General features: G+C 61.7%; 14 protein-coding genes and 2 pseudogenes. 10 read left to right on the top strand and 6 right to left on the bottom strand.

The window, feature by feature from the left end; all coding sequences use genetic code 11:
* On the bottom strand, positions 1-274 hold a 274-nt coding region (locus NKH83_RS30695), incomplete at its 3' end, for a hypothetical protein (RefSeq protein ID WP_352808842.1).
* 162 nt (positions 275-436) lie between these two features.
* Between NKH83_RS30695 and NKH83_RS30700 the strand changes: the two are divergent.
* From NKH83_RS30700 to NKH83_RS30725, 6 genes and pseudogenes are all read left to right on the top strand, one after another.
* Positions 437-907: pseudogene (locus tag NKH83_RS30700) on the top strand (IS5 family transposase); the annotation flags it as partial.
* A gap of 346 nt (positions 908-1,253) precedes the next feature.
* On the top strand, positions 1,254-2,141 hold the full coding sequence (locus tag NKH83_RS30705) for an amidohydrolase family protein (protein ID WP_352808862.1): 888 nt from the start codon (positions 1,254-1,256) through the stop codon (positions 2,139-2,141).
* 10 nt (positions 2,142-2,151) lie between these two features.
* Positions 2,152-3,147 (top strand): alpha/beta fold hydrolase, encoded by a 996-nt coding sequence (locus tag NKH83_RS30710; protein WP_352808844.1) that lies wholly within the window; start codon positions 2,152-2,154, stop codon positions 3,145-3,147.
* Positions 3,148-3,198: 51 nt separating this feature from the next.
* Positions 3,199-6,222: a D-2-hydroxyglutarate dehydrogenase YdiJ gene (gene ydiJ / locus NKH83_RS30715; protein ID WP_352808847.1), complete on the top strand. Its 3,024-nt coding sequence runs from the start codon at positions 3,199-3,201 to the stop codon at positions 6,220-6,222.
* A gap of 146 nt (positions 6,223-6,368) precedes the next feature.
* Positions 6,369-7,403: a GlxA family transcriptional regulator gene (locus NKH83_RS30720; RefSeq protein WP_352808849.1), complete on the top strand. Its 1,035-nt coding sequence runs from the start codon at positions 6,369-6,371 to the stop codon at positions 7,401-7,403.
* A gap of 423 nt (positions 7,404-7,826) precedes the next feature.
* The gene (locus NKH83_RS30725; RefSeq protein ID WP_352808864.1) at positions 7,827-8,660 is read left to right on the top strand and encodes a GlxA family transcriptional regulator; all 834 of its coding nucleotides are present in this window, start codon (positions 7,827-7,829) and stop codon (positions 8,658-8,660) included.
* 428 nt (positions 8,661-9,088) lie between these two features.
* Here NKH83_RS30725 and NKH83_RS30730 read toward each other — a convergent pair whose 3' ends face one another.
* Positions 9,089-10,132: a GlxA family transcriptional regulator gene (locus NKH83_RS30730; RefSeq protein WP_352808851.1), complete on the bottom strand. Its 1,044-nt coding sequence runs from the start codon at positions 10,130-10,132 to the stop codon at positions 9,089-9,091.
* 158 nt (positions 10,133-10,290) lie between these two features.
* Here NKH83_RS30730 and NKH83_RS30735 point away from each other — a divergent pair, with 158 nt between their 5' ends.
* From NKH83_RS30735 to NKH83_RS30745, 3 genes are all read left to right on the top strand, one after another.
* Positions 10,291-11,652, top strand: coding sequence for an MmgE/PrpD family protein (locus tag NKH83_RS30735; protein ID WP_352808853.1), 1,362 nt, complete (start codon positions 10,291-10,293; stop codon positions 11,650-11,652).
* Positions 11,649-11,939 (top strand): ABC transporter permease family protein, encoded by a 291-nt coding sequence (locus NKH83_RS30740; RefSeq protein WP_352808855.1) that lies wholly within the window; start codon positions 11,649-11,651, stop codon positions 11,937-11,939. The genes NKH83_RS30735 and NKH83_RS30740 overlap by 4 nt, the downstream gene beginning before the upstream one ends.
* A 126-nt stretch (positions 11,940-12,065) precedes the next feature.
* The gene (locus NKH83_RS30745) at positions 12,066-12,224 is read left to right on the top strand and encodes a hypothetical protein (protein WP_352808856.1); all 159 of its coding nucleotides are present in this window, start codon (positions 12,066-12,068) and stop codon (positions 12,222-12,224) included.
* A 33-nt stretch (positions 12,225-12,257) separates the two neighbouring features.
* On the opposite strand, the gene NKH83_RS30750 is transcribed toward NKH83_RS30745, so the two are convergent.
* The 4 genes and pseudogenes from NKH83_RS30750 to NKH83_RS30765 all read right to left on the bottom strand — a co-directional run bounded on the left by NKH83_RS30750 (position 12,258) and on the right by NKH83_RS30765 (position 16,331).
* Positions 12,258-13,496 (bottom strand): ATP-grasp domain-containing protein, encoded by a 1,239-nt coding sequence (locus NKH83_RS30750; protein ID WP_352808866.1) that lies wholly within the window; start codon positions 13,494-13,496, stop codon positions 12,258-12,260.
* Between the two features lie 665 nt (positions 13,497-14,161).
* Positions 14,162-14,454: pseudogene (locus NKH83_RS30755) on the bottom strand (transposase); the annotation flags it as partial.
* A 741-nt stretch (positions 14,455-15,195) separates the two neighbouring features.
* Positions 15,196-16,092, bottom strand: coding sequence for a transposase (locus NKH83_RS30760; protein ID WP_352808858.1), 897 nt, complete (start codon positions 16,090-16,092; stop codon positions 15,196-15,198).
* A 71-nt stretch (positions 16,093-16,163) separates the two neighbouring features.
* Positions 16,164-16,331, bottom strand: a complete 168-nt coding sequence (locus NKH83_RS30765) for a hypothetical protein (protein WP_352808860.1) — start codon at positions 16,329-16,331, stop codon at positions 16,164-16,166.
* A 209-nt stretch (positions 16,332-16,540) separates the two neighbouring features.
* On the opposite strand from NKH83_RS30765, the gene NKH83_RS30770 reads away from it, so the two are divergent.
* Complete coding sequence (locus NKH83_RS30770) at positions 16,541-17,101, top strand: hypothetical protein (protein WP_352808868.1); 561 nt, start codon at positions 16,541-16,543, stop codon at positions 17,099-17,101.
* Positions 17,102-17,111: the final 10 nt, after the last annotated feature.

Genomic DNA, 17,111 nt, shown 5'->3' on the forward strand with positions numbered 1-17,111 from the left:
GAGTTCGTCGATTGGCTTGGCTCGATTGCCCATCATCGGCAATCAAGGCGCTCGACAGATTGTTCCACCCCATTCTTCTGAATCCGCATAAAGGGCAGGGCCAGAGCGCCGATCCCGGAGAGAAGCAAGGCCCGCGAAGACGTCCAATGCCGGCGAAGCGGAAAAGAGCTAGAATGCGCTTGACTTGAAAGCGCCGAATAGAGAAGCGTCCTTCGCGGGACGAGGATGAGGTGAGTTCGTCGATTGGCTTGGCTCGATTGCCCATCATCGGCAATCAAGGCGCTCGACAGATTGTTCCACCCCATTCTTCTGAATCCCCATAGAGGGCAGGGCCAGAGCGCCGATCCCGGAGAGAAGCAGGGCCCGCGAAGACGTCCAATGCCGGCGAAGCGGAAAAGAGCTAGAATGCGCTTGACTTGAAAGCGCCGAATAGAGAAGCCAATCGGTCAAGACCACGGAAAGCGGCGGAATTCGTGGCTTCGACGCGGGAAAGAAGATCAACGGGCGCAAGCGTCACATCGTTGTCGACACCATCGGCCTGATGGTCGGTCTCGTCGTCCACGCCGCTGATATCCAGGACCGGGACGGCGCACCGGCTGCCCTCAAGACCATTCTCGAACGCTGGCCGTGGCTGCGACACGTCTTCGCCGACGGCGGATATGCCGGACCGAAGCTTAAGGGCGCGATGCAAAAGATCGGCACGTTCACCCTGGAGATCGTCAAGCGGACGGATAAAGCCAAAGGCTTTGAGGTCCTGCCGCGCCGCTGGGTCGTGGAGCGCACATTCGCATGGCTGGGGCGATGCCGCAGGCTGGCCAAGGACTGGGAGAAATCCCTCGCTTCCGCAGAAGCCTGGATATACGTCGCTCACATTCGCCTGCTCACCCGCAGGCTCGCAAGACGTTGATATCAAAACACTCTTTTTGATTCAGGCTCTAAGGCGGAAAAGGCGAGTTCGCCGGTAGGAGTATTTACAACTCACACCTCCTATGACAAGGCCGGGGCTTTCTCCCAATACCTGATTGGCCCGCTGGGCTGTCGTCGAGCGTGCGTCGGCGGCAGCCATGGTCGGCAAGCCATGCCACCCCGCCCATCTGCCGCATCTGGCTGGTTAACATGCCGGGCCACCATAAGTCCGGTGGATCGGCAGATGGCGACTATTTGACATGATCCGTCGAACTGTCGCGACGCGAACGGGACGGGGTCGGATATCTTCGTATCGTTCAATCAAGCGACCGAAGATGACGCTGACAATGCCACGGATTGATGCTCATGTGCACTTCTACACAGCCAGAGACTTGGCGCGCGTTACGGGTGGAGTCCCCTACACACTACCTGCTCCGCATCCTCTTAGTACATATCTTGATACCTTGATCGATGCCGGGGTGAGGCCCACCCTGCTCAACAATGTTCACTTGAGCATCTTGTCGGACTCCGAGAACGTGTTCGCGTCCTTTAACGAGTTGGCAGGTTTACAAGAGCGCGATCCCGTGCGCTACGGGAGCGTCAGGTTGGTCGGAACGATCCTGGCCGATCCTCTCTATGCCAGCGCTGAACGCTTGGCGCATCCGCAGGTTCAGGGTGTGCGTATCGTACTTCATGACGCCATTCCCGAAGCGTTCAGCGATGATGCCTATGCTGGTGCGGAGTGGCAGCAGCTTTTCGCGGGGTTGCGTGCTGACCAGCACGTGCATGTGTATGCGCAGGAGGCCGCGGTCAACTTGAAGGTGCTGCGGCAGCTTCCCAAGCGGGTGCCTGTGCTGATCGACCACCTTGGCACATGCCATCCCGAGCGTGGCGTCGACGATCCCGCATTCGCCGCTTTGCTCCACGAGGCCAGCGAGCGTGGCAACGTCTACTTCAAGGGTCCCGGGTACCGTACGGCGATCGATGCGGCCGCCGCACTACCATTCGCTGTTCGGATTGTCGAACGGGTGGGTGCTCATAGGCTGTTGCTGGAGGCCAGCGACGCCCCCCATGTCGGCGACCGCGAGGGCCGGGCCTACGCCGATTACTTCACTCCTTTGGCCGCGTTCGACTTCGTCGCGCGGCTTGCCCGCGCCACCGCCGCGCGGACAGGCACCACGGCGGATGCGCTGCTTCGTGGTGCATCCGCCGAAATCTTCCCGACCTCCCTTTGAAAGGAAAAACATGACCAACCTGATTGAAGAAGATATCGCCTTCCCTGTGGCCTACCACGACGGCACCCATCGCCTGCGTGGACGGGTCTTCCGCCCTGCCAATCCGAGCGACGAACAGCAAAAGCTCCCTCCGGTGGTCTTCAACTCGGGCTTCACCGGCGGCGCCAGCATGTACGGCCAGTTGGTGGGCAAGGCCCTGGCCGGGCGCGGCTATCGCGTGATGACCTATGACGTCGCCGGTTTCTTCAAGAACAAGGACGTGCGCAACACCGTCAGGCGCGGGGACCTCACGGTGACGAACGTCAGCCTCGAGGACCAGAAGGCCGAGGTGCTCGCTGCGACCTCCTGGACCAAGGAGCGCTTTGGCCGCATGCCGGTCGTTGCCTCATGGGCGATGGGTTCGGTCGCCAGCTTGGCCGCCATCGCCGAGCTGGCCCGCGCGGGCGGCGATCAGGTTCCGTACTACGTGCCGATGAACTACACCCGCATGACGTCCTTGCAAAATCTTCGCGCCGACAAGACGGCCGCACACGCGGCGCTGCTGGAGTTGCCCGATGACGAACCGGTACCGTCGTTCGACATGGGGACCGAAGAGACGAGGCTTGGTTACTATCCCCTCGACCCGGCGACGCAAGCCTACGTCGATGAGCAGCTCGGCAGCTATACGGATGTCGACGGAGTTGATCGCTGGCCGGGTTGCAGCACCGTGAGCGCGAGGTCGTATAAGGAGTCCCTGGCATTTGACCCGGAGGCTGAGCTCGTTAAGGCTTCGGGCCGTTTCCCGCCGGCACTGATCATCCATGGGGCGGAGAACACACTCCACATGCCCGAGGAGTCGGTTCGGCTGCATCATGTCTATCCGGGGCAGAAAACCAAGGCTCCGCTGCTGATCGCCGGCATGGAGCATGGCCAGCAGATGAGCGCCGAGAGCATCGTCTTCCGCTACATGATCGAGAACATCGACCGCGGAATCCGCACGCACAGCATGTCACCCGTTCCGTCTTGAACCTGCGCGGCCCTGCTCCACCCAGGGCCGCGCCCGGCCTCCTTGAGCACCATGATCCCGAAAATCCCGTCCGAATCCGTCACGCTTCCACTCTACCAAACCTTCTGTGCCGAACTTCGGGCGCGCGGCTTTGCGGGCGACCTGTCGGTGGGGGCCAGCGACAGGACGGTCATGGCGACCGACAACTCGATCTATCAGATGACGCCGCAGGCGATCGCCTTCCCGCGCAAACGCGACGACCTTGTCCGGATTGCGAAGCTGCTCGCGGAGAATCGGTTCTCGGCCATTCGGGTCGCGCCGCGCGGCGGCGGGACCGCCACCAACGGCCAATCGCTGACGGACGGGCTTGTCGTCGATCTGTCGCGCCACATGAACCGGATCCTCGCGATAGACCCGGTGCGCCGTACGGCGCGGATGGAGGCGGGTGTCGTGAAGGACCAACTCAACGCGGCCTTGAAGCCGTACGGGCTGTTCTTCGCACCCGAGCTGTCGACATCGAACCGGGCCACCATCGGCGGCATGATCTCGACGGACGCCTGCGGGCAGGGATCCTGCCTTTACGGCAAGACCCGGGATCACGTCCTGGAACTGACGACCGTCCTATCCGACGGGACGGTTTGGGACTCGGCGCCCCTGGACGAAGAGGCGCTCGCGGCCGCCAAGAGCCGCCCCGACCAAGCCGGAGCCATCCATCGCGCCGTCGACGATCTCGAGCGCGGGAACGCGGCGCTCATCACCGAGCGCTTCCCGAAGCTCAATCGCTGCCTCACAGGCTACGACCTCGCTCATATTCGGCGCCCGGACGGCCGCTTCGACCTCAATGCTATCCTGTGCGGATCGGAGGGCACGCTCGGCTTTCTGGCGGAGGCGACGCTCAACGTCCTGCCGCTGCCGAGCCAGACCGCGCTGGTGAACCTGCGCTACGGCAGCTTCGATGCCGCGCTCCGGGACACGCAGGCCCTCGTCGCCTTCGGGGCGGCCTCCATCGAAACCGTCGATTCAAAAGTGTTGTCGCTCGCCCAGGGTGACTTGATTTGGGCGGGCGTCTCTACATTCTTTCCCGAGGACGACGGGGAACCGGCGCGTGGGGTCAACCTCATCGAGTTCGTCGGGCAAAGCAACGCGCAGGTTGAGGAGGCGCTGGGCCGGCTGAAGGCTGCGCTTTACATGGACGGACCCGTTGCCGGACGGCGCGGCTTCACGATCGCCCGTGGGTTCACCGAGGTCTCTCGCATCTGGGAGATGCGGAAGAAGGCCGTTGGACTCCTCGGTAACATGAAGGGCGACAAGCGCCCGATCCCCTTCGTAGAGGACACGGCCGTGCCGCCGGAGAACCTGGCTGACTTCATTGCGGAGTTCCGGGGGGTGCTTGACCGCCGCGGGCTCGACTACGGGATGTTCGGGCACGTCGACGCCGGAGTGCTCCATGTCCGTCCGGCCATCGACATGAAGGCGGCGGGCGCCGAGGCGCTGATCCGCGACGTCACGGATGAGGTCGTGGCGCTGACGCAGCGCTACGGCGGGCTCCTCTGGGGCGAGCACGGCAAGGGCTTGCGCTCCGAGTTCTCGCCCCGCTTCTTCGGTCCGCTCTACCCGGTCCTTCAGGCCGTGAAGGCGGCCTTCGATCCGCGCAACCAATTCAATCCGGGCAAGATCGCGGTCCCGGACGGCGGCGTGCTCCTGAGGGTCGATGGCGTGCCGACCAAGGGCCAGCACGACCGCACCATTCCGGCCGGCGTGCGGGCCGGCTATGACGAGGCGTTGCATTGCAACGGCAACGGCGCCTGCTTCAACTGGAACCCGGACGACGCCATGTGCCCGTCCTGGAAGGGCACGCGCGAGCGCCGACATTCCCCGAAGGGCCGTGCCCAGCTCATGCGCGAATGGCTGCGCCGGCTCGCCGCGAAGGGCATTGACCCGCTGGCCGAAGCGCAACGGCTGCGGGCGCGGCCCGGCTGGCTGACCTTTCCAACCCGGCTTCTCGCAACGCTCCGTCGGGGCGACGACTTCTCGCATGAGGTCCACGAGGCCATGGCTGGCTGCCTCGCGTGCAAATCCTGCACGGGCCAGTGCCCGATCAAGGTGGACGTGCCCACGTTCCGGGCGAAGTTCCTCGAACTCTACCACGGACGTTACCTGCGGCCTCTGCGCCACCACGTGATCGGGCGGCTCGAGGCGATGCTGCCGCTCCTCGCCAGGATGCCGTCGCTCGCCAACCTGGCGACGGCCCTCGGCCTGACGCGGCCCCTCCGCCTCGTCCATACGCCGAGGCTGTCCGGGGTCGATCTCGGGCGGGAGCTGAAGGTTAGGAACGTTGCCATCGCAACGCCGGACGCGCTCGCCGCGCTGGCTCCGCACGAACGGATGCAGAGCGTCGTCGTCGTCCAGGACGCGTTCACGACCTACTACGATACGGGAGTGCTGCTCGACACGCTCGACCTCCTCCGCGCAATCGGGATGAGGCCGTGGCTCGCGCCCTATCGGCCGAACGGCAAGCCGCTCCACGTTCACGGCTTCCTCAGTTCGTTTGAGCGCCTGGCGGCCGAAAACGCGACCGCGCTTGGGCAGCTCGCCGCAGCCGGCGTCGACCTCGTCGGGCTCGACCCCTCCATGACGCTGACCTACCGGTCCGAGTACCCCGCTGCACTCCCCGGGCGGAAGCTGCCGTCCGTGCACCTCATCCAGGAATGGCTCGCCGCCCGGCTCGATGGGCTCCCCCGGACCGTGGGAGCGCCCAACTACCTCTTCTTGCCGCACTGCACGGAGCAGACGAACGCGCAGGCGGCGGTGGCAGCCTGGCGCCGCGTCTTTGACGCTTGCGGGATCACACTCACCGTTCTGCCGTCCGGCTGTTGCGGTATGGCGGGCACCTTCGGTCACGAGGCCGAGCATCGCGCCTTGTCCGAGCACATCTATGCACTGAGTTGGGCAAGTCACGTGAACGCCGCCGGCTCCTCGGGTCGGCTCCTCGCGGACGGCTTCTCCTGCCGGTCCCAGGTCGAGATCATCGACGGTGTTCGCCTCGCCCATCCTGTGCAGGCGCTCCTTGCCGAGCTCTCGAATCGACCCACGTAGGCCAATCGGAATGCTCGGACAGCCACGCTGGCGCGCCGACCATCTGGGTGAAGTTGTCCGAAGCGCGTGTCGTGCTGTTGCGCAAGTAGGCGTGGTTGACGGGGGAACCGAACACCCAGTATCCGTAAGCCGGCCTGCGATAGGATGTGAATGACCAAACTTTTGTTAAAAGGAGCAGCACGCTGACCGGCATCCCCGGGAGTGGATCCGTACCCAAACGTATTGGGCTGTTGGTTTTTCCGGAGTTCTCGATGATGGCGCTGGCCTCGGCAAGCGAACCTCTGCGTGCAGCCAACAGGCTTTCTGGACAATCACTCTACGAGTGGTATGTGCTGTCATCCGACGGGACTCCCATTAGCTCGAGCAGCGGTCTTGAGCTACAGACCGTCTCGATCGACGACGCACCCGCGATCGACCGGCTGTTCGTGATTGCAAGCATGCAAATCGAGAAGCTGCATGATGTCCGAGTCGATCGCTTCCTCCGACGATTGGCCGTCGCTGGTAAGCCGCTCGGCGCGCTCAGCACGGGAACCTTTGTGCTCGCCCGCGCCGGGCTGCTAGCTGGCTATCGGTGCACATTGCATTGGGAGTTGCTGCGCCAATTCGCGGAGGAGTTCCCGTTAATCGAAGTCTGCCGTGAGCTCTTTGTGCGTGATCGCAACCGTTGGACATGCGCTGGGGGTACTGCCGCGATCGACCTGATGCTTGACCAGATATCCAGTGATTGCAGTGGGCAGCTTGCTGCGGACATTGCTGAGCAGTTCCTTCACAGCCGCATCCGTCGACCTCAAGAGCATCAGCGTATTGCCATTCAATGGCGCTACGGTGTGAACGACTCTCGTCTCACGGCGGCGATCGCTTGCATGGAGCAGAACCTCGAAGATCTCGTCCCCATCGAAGACATCGCCCAGCGTTGCAACCTGTCGCAGCGACAGCTCGAGCGTTTGTGGCACCAGCACTTCAACATAACCCCGCAGCGCTTTTACCTCGCCGTGCGCCTGAACGAGGCCCATCGGCTTCTCAAGGAAAGCACCGAGTCCATTGCCTCGATCGCGCTGCGCTGTGGCTTCGTCTCCGCCTCGCATCTTGGCAGCGCGTACCGCAAAGCCTTCGGCCGTAGCCCTGGCGAGGAACGGCGAAATCTGAGCTTCGTTAGTGCGACAAAACAGGATGGGCCGTGACGTGAGGTTTCAGACGGTGCAGAAGATCGATACGAAAATCGGTGATGTGGCTACGGACCCCGTCGCGTTCGCTTCCGTTGCATGTGGGCGCTGTGCTTTGCCTGGAGGCGCATGACTCGCACGCGGGCAGACAAAAGGGAATCCCGATCCGGGCTCTTATGTCAGCCAGGAACCACTAGGTGCTGGAGTGCGAATGCCACATCGCTTCGCCTAAGCAGGGAGAGAGATGTGCCGATAGCCCAAGATTCCGTGTTTGATGCGGAGGAGACCCCCCAAGTCTTTGTCTTCCTTCTGTTGCCCGGTCTATCTCTAATGAGCCTGGCCTCGGCAATTGAGCCGCTGCGCTGCCTTAACCGATTAATACAACGGCCCGCTTTCCTGTGGCGATTCGCAAGCCCGACTGGCGTCGATATACAGGCTTCTATGGGCATTCCGCTGCCGACGCTGGAGTATGAAGCGGCGCTCCGCGGTGCAGACTACCTCTTCGTCTGCGGTGGTTTGCATATTGAGTTGAACGATGAAAGACGCTACCTCCAAGTTCTTAGGGAGGCGGGGCGTCGTCGACTCACGATTGGATCGCTATCAACCGGCACGCGGCTGCTGGCTCGGGCGGGTCTGCTGTCAGGGTATCGTTGTACGATACACTGGGAGAGCCGTTCTGCCTTTCAAGAAGAGTTCCCCGATCTTAACTGCACGAACCGGATTTATGAAATCGACCGCGACCGCTTGACCTGTTCGGGTGGGACTGCGGCGATGGATATGATGTTGCATCTGATTTCGCTAAGGTTCGGCAGAGATCGTGCTCGGAGCGTTGCCGATCAGTTCCACCACGAGCATATCCGAAATGAGAACGAGGATCAGTTCGGTGGACGCCTTGTACATTTAGCGCATCTGCCAGACAAAGTACGATGCGCGATCGATCTAATGCAGCGTCATGTTGAGGAGCCGATACCAGTTCCGCATATTGCCCTACGGGTAGGGCTTTCTGTGCGTCAGCTAGAGCGCCGATTCAAAATGCACGCCGGCCTAACGCCTCAGCGATACTACATGCAACTCCGTATAGAGCGAGGGCGCGAGCTTCTCATCTACTCTAGCCTATCTGTCATTAACGTAGCTTTATCTTGCGGTTTTGATTCAGCTTCCCATTTTTCGACATGGTACAAACGAATCTTCGGAATGAGTCCCTCTGAATCGCGGAGACAAGATCGGACGCCCCTAGTTCATACACCGATCATGCCTTCCGCACCGCCCGGATGATCTTTACCAGCTGGTCCTGGACGATGCCGGCGCCAACGCGAATAACCACGCCGTGCAGAGCGATCTCCACCATCGCGGAGTCCTGCCTGCCGGCGTAACCTCAACGAAACCGAGCTCTTTGGCATCCCTGCGCGGCTCAGCCGCACCGCGCTTCAGCCCTTTGCGCCGCCAGCTGAACAGCTTGAAGGTGACAGTCCCGCCTCGCGCGCAATGGCCGGCACATTCGCCCCGGTTCCAGCGACGCCTCGATCAGCCGCGCTTTCGCCTGCGTCGACCAGCGCCGGCGTGGGCGCTGCGGGTTCACCTCCAGGCGGTTCGGAACCGCCTCAAGGACATGGAAACTTCTATCAGCAGTCATAGGCGCAGACATAGAAATTGACACCGTAAGCTCCCGGGCTCCCCAGTGTCACAATCTCTCGTCCATCACCTCACGTCGCGCCAGACGGGGTCTGCTTCGCGCTTACTTCGGCGGTCTGAATCTTCTTGGTCTGGGCTTTCCAGTTTGGAGCGCTTTTCAAGGTGCGGTCTGCGCTGGGCAGGGAGCCGAAACGCTGGCGATAAGCGCGCGAAAAGTGGGATGTCGAGTTAAACCCGCAATGAATAGCGATTCCGAGGACCGACATAGAGGTATTGCGCAGCAGCCGTCGTCCTTCATCGAGGCGTATCCGGACATAATGCTGCGCCGGTGAGCAATGCAGGTGGCGCATGAAAAGCCGCTCCAGCTGCCGGGAGGAAACGCCGGTACGGCTGGCGATTTTGGGAAGTCGAAGCGGCGTTCCGATGAACTGTTCCATCAACGCCACTGCGCCGATTACGGTCGGGTGGGCGACGTCCAGCCGGTGACGTAGCGCCATGCGTTGGTGGTCTTCCGGCCGCCTGGTCGATCCGTAGATGAAATTCTCCGCAACCATGCTGGAAAAATGGTTGCCTTGCTGGTCCCGGATAATGTCCAGCAAGATATCCATCGCCGCCAGGCCTCCCGCGCAGGTGAAGATGCGTCCATCGACCACGTAAAGCTCATCGCACACTTCAGCCCTGGAGCATAAGGCCCGCAGCGCATCGATATAGCCCCAATGCGTCGTGCAGCGCCTGCCGTCGAGAAGCCCGGCATCGGCCAGTACAAAACTGCCCGTACTGACGCTGCCGAGGCGAATTTTTCGCCGATCCATGCGGCGCAGATATTCCCTCAGTTTTCTATTGCCATACGTCTCGTCGGAATGGCCGCCGCACACGACCACGATGTCGAATTCACCGCCTTCATCCAGGGTAATGGTGGGGACCGCGAGCCCGGTGCTCGATTGGATGGAACCGCCGTCGACACTGACATTGGTCCAGCGGTAACGCTGCTCGCCGGCCATCCTGTTGGCGCCGCGCAAGGGCTCGGTGAGAGAGGAGAACGACATCAGCGAGAAGTCCGGTATCAGGATGACACCGACGCGCAGCGGTTTTATCCGGTTAACAGACGCGTCCACCCCCGGTCTCCTCTTTGCTCTCCGCATTATCCCTTGAAAGACATGCAGAATGCAATGGAGAGTGTCGTATTATGACGTAGTCTCGTCGAAAAATGTGACGTCGTGCCTAACAACCTAACTCATACTGGGCCTTCCTTTGCATCAGGAACGCAAGCGGCATGGCAACTTCATCTGCATACCAGTTCATTGCTGGCATCATCTATCAGGAGCTTCCTGCCGCTGTGCAGCACATGGCGAAACGCTGTCTTCTCGACCTGGTGGGCACGGCAATCGCCGGCACGCAGACCCCTCTGTCGCGAACAATCCGCAACCATGCAATTCGTGCCTTCGGGGCAGGTGCCGGCGCTCCTTCGGCACGATTGATGTTCGACGGCCGCAGAGCCAGCCCGGTTGGGGCGGCATTGGCCGGCGGCATGACGATTGACAGTTTCGATGCGCATGACGGTCATGTGCTTACCAAAGGCCACGCCGGCTGTGCCGTCCTGCCGGCGTTGCTGGCCGTCGCCGAAACGAGGGACATCAGCGGTGCCGAGTTTCTCGCTTCGCTTGCCGCCGGCTACGAGATTGCCATCCGTGCCGGCATCTCACAGCATGCTACCGCGCCGGATTATCACACCTCCGGGTCGTGGAATGCGCTAGGCGCGGCGGCCATAGCGGCGCACCTTTGGGGGCTCGACGAGACCCGGTTCCGCCATGCGATCGGCATTGCGGAGTTCCATGGCCCCCGCAGCCAGATGATGCGCTGCATCGACTTTCCCACGATGCTCAAGGACGGTTCGGGTTGGGGCGCCATGGGCGGCATCAGCGCGGCCTACCTGGCCGAAGACGGCTTTACCGGAGCGCCTGCGATTGTCGTGGAAGGCGACAATGTCAAATCCTTCTGGAACAATCTGGGCAAGGAATGGCGGTTTTTGGGAATGTATTTCAAGCCGTATCCCATCTGCCGCTGGGCGCAGCCATCCGTCGAGGCCGCGCTTATACTCAGGCACAAGCACAATATCCTGCCGGAAACGATCGATCATGTTGAAATCGACACATTCGACGCAGGGGTCCGGCTCAATCAACGCAGGCCGGAAACCACCGAGGAGGCCCAGTACAGCCTTCCGTTCCCTGTTGCCGCGGCACTCGTGCGCGGGCAATTGCTTCCAACCGATATTGCCGGCGCATCGCTGGTCGACGCGGAGATATTGTCGATGAACGACCGCATCAAGCCGATCACCGTACCCGAAATCGACAAGCTGTTTCCTGCCGAAAGAATGGCGCGGGCGCGCATCTACCTCAAAGACGGCACCCTCTTCGAAAGCGAATTGACGCCTGCGCGCGGCGACACCGAAAGGCCCTTGTCGGATGCCGAAATTGCCGCGAAATATCACTCGGTCGCCGACCATATTATCGGGGGCGAAGGTGCGGCCTTGCTTCGATCCACGATCGAAACACTGGATAGCGCCCGCTCGGTGCGCGGACTGCTGGACCTCGTGCTTGCCCCGGTCGATGCACAACGTAAGGCGGTGGCAGCTTGAGCGTAGAGGTCGCTGAACCGTCTGGATTTTCGCTTGCTGACGGCTGCAGGCTGGCGGCGCGGACATGGTGTCCCGATTCGGCGGTGATGCTCGTCTCGGCCATGACGCTGACCGCCTATATCGGCGTCGAAAGCCTCGGAACGGTGATCCTGCAAGGCATAGCGAGCCTGGACACAAACGCGCTTCTGATGGGTTTCGGGCTTCAGGCGATCCTCGCCATCGTGATCAATCAAGCTAGGATCATTCTGGAGCACCTAGCTATGCGCAAGGTTGGAGTCCGCCCATGACCATGGCGTCGAGTTCAAGGCCTATTCAAGACCTTCTGCCCCGATGCCCGCCCGGCGGTCGAATGTCGACCTCACGTTCGAAGCGGCACGACGACAGCCCTTATCGGCCCCTCGGAATGGCTGAAGATGATCAAACGTCTGGTCGAACCGACCAGCGGCCAGATTTTGACCGATGCCGCCCTAACACACCTCCTCACCTCAGCATTGTCATGTGAGCCAGGGATCAAACATCTAGCGCTCAACAATGGGAACGGAAACACCATCAACTCTGCAATTTTGATCTAAGCCCGTTCCAGTTCCAACGATTTAGACCAGATCCTATCCGCGCAGGTTCGGAAAGGGCGTGATCGACCAGCTAATAAAGTCGACGGCACGCTGAAGTATCGCCTCGCTCTGAGCAAGGCTGGGTGAAGCGGCGATGACATGACCGATGCGGTCTCGGTAATCGGCTTTCCTGACGATTGGCGTTTTGGGTTCAACAAACAATTTGACCTCGGCGACGCCTGACACGGCAGCCGCCCGACTGTCGCCATCGATCCAATCGAGGATGCCATCGCGCTCAGGATATAGGATCCGCGCGGTCGCGGTGTGCGAATGTCTTTTGCGCAAATTCCATTCGTCGCCGATGACGAGCTTGATGTGCTCGGTGATGGGATCGACACCGTAAGCCAGTTGAACCAGTCGAGGACCGGTCCCACCTGCAAGACGCGGATTGACTTCAATGACGACTGGGCCACGCGGCGTCCACCGGAATTCAATGTTCGTCGGCCCCCAGCCAAGGCCGAGAGCTTGCAAACAGCTCAGCGAAACATCGGCGATGCGCCTATGCTCGTCATCAGTCAGCGGGGCCGGGTGGGTGCACTCACGATAGAGGAAATGCGGGGGCGGGCCGAAGTCAGCGGTGCAAATTCCAATAACCTCATTTCCCATTATGTCAGCGCTATAAAAGGGGCCCTGTGCGAATTCTTCGACCAGCATCCTCGGCGAGGAGCGCCATATGTGCTTCCCGCCCAATAGATAGGTCGTATGTTCGGCCAACTCGTCGACGTCGCGGCACAATCGGACACCGCTGCTGCCGCTGCCGACGGCTGGCTTAAGAATCACCGGCAGGCCGATATCCGCGGCAGCGCTTTCTACGTCCCCCGCATTCGCTGCCAAGCGATAAGCAGGGATTGGAATGCCGGCCTCGGCGAGGAGCTGACGTTGAGTGAATTTGTCGCAGCATCGTTCAATCGATGTGGGGCTCGGTCCCGGTAGATCGAAATGCCGGCAGAGCTTGCCAACTGTCGCATAGACCGACTCGTCGGCGCCCGAGAAGCCAGTAATACCCGCAATGTCATAGGTCGCACGCATTCGGGAACATTCATGAATCAGCGCATCGAGATTCTCTGTATTGACACGGATTGCCTCACTTCTTTCAGCCGCAAGATAATCGTACTGAGCTGGGTCGGTCGACATGGTAATTGGATGAAGACCAAGACGCTGGGCCGCTTGGACGTATAGCAGACCGTTGCCCCTTGGAAGGCCTTCAAGCAGGATGAGCGCTCTTCTTGCCATTGGCTGTTGACCCCGTCGTTGCGTGCTGTGCGGTGGTCCGAGTGCAATCGGCATCACCCTTTTCCAGCCGTGCCTGACCTCGGACTTGCGGTGAACGTACCATTGTCAGGGATGGGCGGTCGCAAAGATATTGTGAATTTGTTTGAAGGATCTGTTGCAACGTTTTGGTTTCGGCGCTGTGGTGCGGAGAGCGTCTCGATTGCGAATTTCGGAGGGTTTGCGATGTTTCAAGGGACACCAGTTTGACCAGTCAGTGATCCTGCTGTTTGTTGCCGGCTAGCGCAAGGGGGTGACGCTGACACTGTTGTTGCAGGAGTATCGCGCCGCCCCGAGGGCTACGGCTACACTGTGTTGCGGCCTGATTTTTTGTGTTGCGGCTGCAGGCGATGAGCCAAGCATCTCCGAGATTTCCTTGGCCCAAGCCGCCACACAACGGCGATGGTGGTTTGCCTACAACGCTCTCAGGAATGCCATTAATGGGTGGGTAAGAGAGCGTTGCCGCGGGGCTCTCTCAAGCCGCTAATATCAACCTTGGCCAACGCCTTAGCCTTCATTTCCAGATCTACTCGGCGTAGATGTGCGTGGTATCCAACGACACGTAGCCGAGCCAAGCACGGATCGTGTTGATATCGACGCCTGCACGCAGCAGGTGGACGGCTGTTGTGTAGCGCCTTCTCTGCCATACGCCGCGGCTCCAGGAAGCCCGGGAAGTAGCTCCCCTTGCGCAGCTTCGGGATGCGCAGCTCGACGGTGCCGTCCCGCGTCTTCGAGTCGAGCTTGCGATAGTCGTAGCGCTGAGCCAGCCGCAGAGGGTTCTTCTCGCCATAGGGGCGCCGGTGGCGGCTCCCACCTCCTGCTCCATCAGCCGCTCGGCGCCAAAGCCGATCATCTCGCGCAAGAGATCGGAATCCGGAGTCTTCTCCACGAGCGCGCGCAGGTTCATCATGTCGTCATCGATGGTTCCTCCGAATCAGGTTGGTGTCAGCAACCCGATCTTACTGCGTATTCCAATGATTCCGGACATTGATGCCGAGACGAAACCGGACAACCGCGTCCGGTTTTTGATCGGAATGCCGTCCGGTAAATCGTCGGAATCCGCAATCTTACCGGCGAACTGTCGAGGACCACCGCAAAGCCGCTCGCTCCTACGGCGCTGTTTAGGCGCGCTCGCGAGCGGCCTTGCTATCGCCGAACTACACCTGTATGGGGCGATGATTGTCAAGCTTGCTCGTGGTTCGTTTCCTCATCTCCTCGTTCGGCCGATTGGCGACCATCTCCTCGTGCCGACCTGGCTTCGAACTGGCCGCCGCGCGCAGTGACGGTCAAGGGTGGCTGCAGGCCATCGCGAAGCGACTTGTCCTTAACGGTCACGAGCACAGGCGGCCGGCTTTGCCGGGTCGGGTGGAGCCCGTTCCAGTGGGGCCAAATGCCGACGATAGATTTCCGAGGCGAGCTCGCCGAGCCAGGCGCGAAGGTCGCGCGGCAGACTTGTATGCGGTAGATCGCAGTGGATCTGACCATGATGCAGCATGCGCATCGGTGGCGAAGCTCCGGGGCGGCGGGGCCCATTCTACGTCGGCGGTCCGAACGACCATGTGTGGCTTCGGGTTGCCGCCACCTCGGATCGTCATCGGCAGATCCTGCTGCGGGCCTGCCAATTGGGGTGTGCCTTTGTTCTACCTCTTCCCACGTGCCTCCATCACGGCGCACGCACGATGACGCCCCCAGGCACCTCGCCCGCGGTGACGAAACGCCACCGCGCAATCAGCAGCTTGGGCGCCAGCGCCACGATCATCGTCTTGCGCGTGGTTTTGCGGCCGTCGGTCGTGCGTGCCTGGAACGATCGGGCGAGGTCGCTGTCCTTCTGGAAGAGGAGAAAGCGCCAGGCCAACTGGACCATGCCGCGCCGCACGCGGGCATTGCCGGCGCGCGCCAGCCCTTTCTCGCGGCGGCGTTTGCCGCTCTCGTCCGGCGACCCCGTGAGGCCGGCGTAGCGCACCACGGCGCGGCGGTCGCGCAGCTTGCGCGACAGCATCTCGTTGACCAGCATGTCGGCGGTCTCGACGCTGCCGATGATCCGCGCGAGCAGGCGAACCATCGCGTGCGGGCCGTTCGCCGCAGCCGGAGCCGCCGCCAGCCGGCGCAGGCGCTCCTGTTCGATGGCGCGGATCTGCGCGCGCACGAGTTTGAGCCGCTCAAGGAAGCGGTAGAGCTCGGCGTGGGTGTTGTCCGGCAGCGGCGTTCCCTCCGCCGTTCGGATGCTCTCCAGCCTGTCCGCCGCCTGGCGCAGGCTTAAGCGGAAGCTGCGGACGCCGAAGCGGGCGAGGATCGCCTTGATGCGGTTGGCGGTTGATGAGCCGCGTCTGCTCGCCGAGCAGGGTCCCCCGCTCGCGGTTCGCCGCCGCGCGTCCTCCTCTTCGAGTGTCGGGATCGCCGCCATGGAGCAATGGCGTTTCTCGCCGCGCAGCCAGCCGAGAAAAGCGCGCATCAAAAGCTCGGTGTCGAGACGATCGGTCTTGGCGCGGCTGTGCTCGCGCTCGAGGGATTGATGGCATAGGCCTCGATGCCGTGCGCCCGCAACCAGCGCGCCAGCCAAAAGCCGTCGCCGCAATCCGCTGGACCGTGTGCCCGGCCCGGCCGGCTTTCGTCGCCAGCGTTGCAGTAGCTTCAACAGTGCTGGCGCGACGGCATCGATCTTCTTGAGGGGTGGCGCTTGAGACCTGGAATAAGCGCGGCGACGAGCCACTTCGCCTTGCTCATTTCGATGACGGCGATGAGCGTGTTATCCTGTTCAAGAGCGGTAAGGGACCGGCTCGTGTCAAAAGACTGCGACATGGGACGCCTCCTTTTGATGGTGGTTGAAACAGCGAAGGATGCCACACCCTCGCCGCTCGCCCCATAGCATCTACTTAGCGTGATCGCGGCTGGCGCCTCTCGCATTCCGGGCGGCAGTTCCCCAACCTGACCGTGTCGATGAATCAGTCAGCGCCGCTGCGCGAGGAAGGAGAACTGCCGTGATGAAGTACGCCGCCCTGGATGTCTCGATGGGACAGACGGCCATCTGCGTGGTCGACGAGAACGGGAATAAGATCGCGAAGGGGAAGGTGCCGACCGATCAAGACACGATCGCAGACTGGCTGGCCGAGAAGGCGGGAAAGGTTGCAAGGATCGGCATGGAAACCGGTCCGCTGCCCGTATGGCTGTGGAACGAGTTGGTCACGCGCGGCTTGCCGATCGTTTGTCTGGATGCCCACCATGCCAGTGCCGCCCTCTCGATGATGCCGAACAAGACGGACCGGCACACCCGGCCGGCTTGGCACGAATCGTGCGGTCAGGATGGTTCAAGGAACCTGTGGGGACGCGACCTTCCAGCATGTCCGCCGAGCCGCCGGAACAGTGTGATTTGTTTGGTATCGCACCGCTCAAGACGTGCAACCCTAAGTTGTGTGCGTCAAGTTCTGCAAAATGGCGTTGGCATTGCGGTGACGTCGGCGTGTCCGCCGCGCAGCCCCCGTGTTTTGCGGAGCGGGGGACACATGACGGTGCTCAGGCGGCCAAGGCCCTCAGGCTCTCCTTCTTGTGCTCGCGCAGATGATCCATGTTGAGGTAGCGGGT

Origin of the sequence: Mesorhizobium sp. M0909 (assembly GCF_040319515.1) — a bacterium.
Lineage (GTDB): Bacteria > Pseudomonadota > Alphaproteobacteria > Rhizobiales > Rhizobiaceae > Mesorhizobium.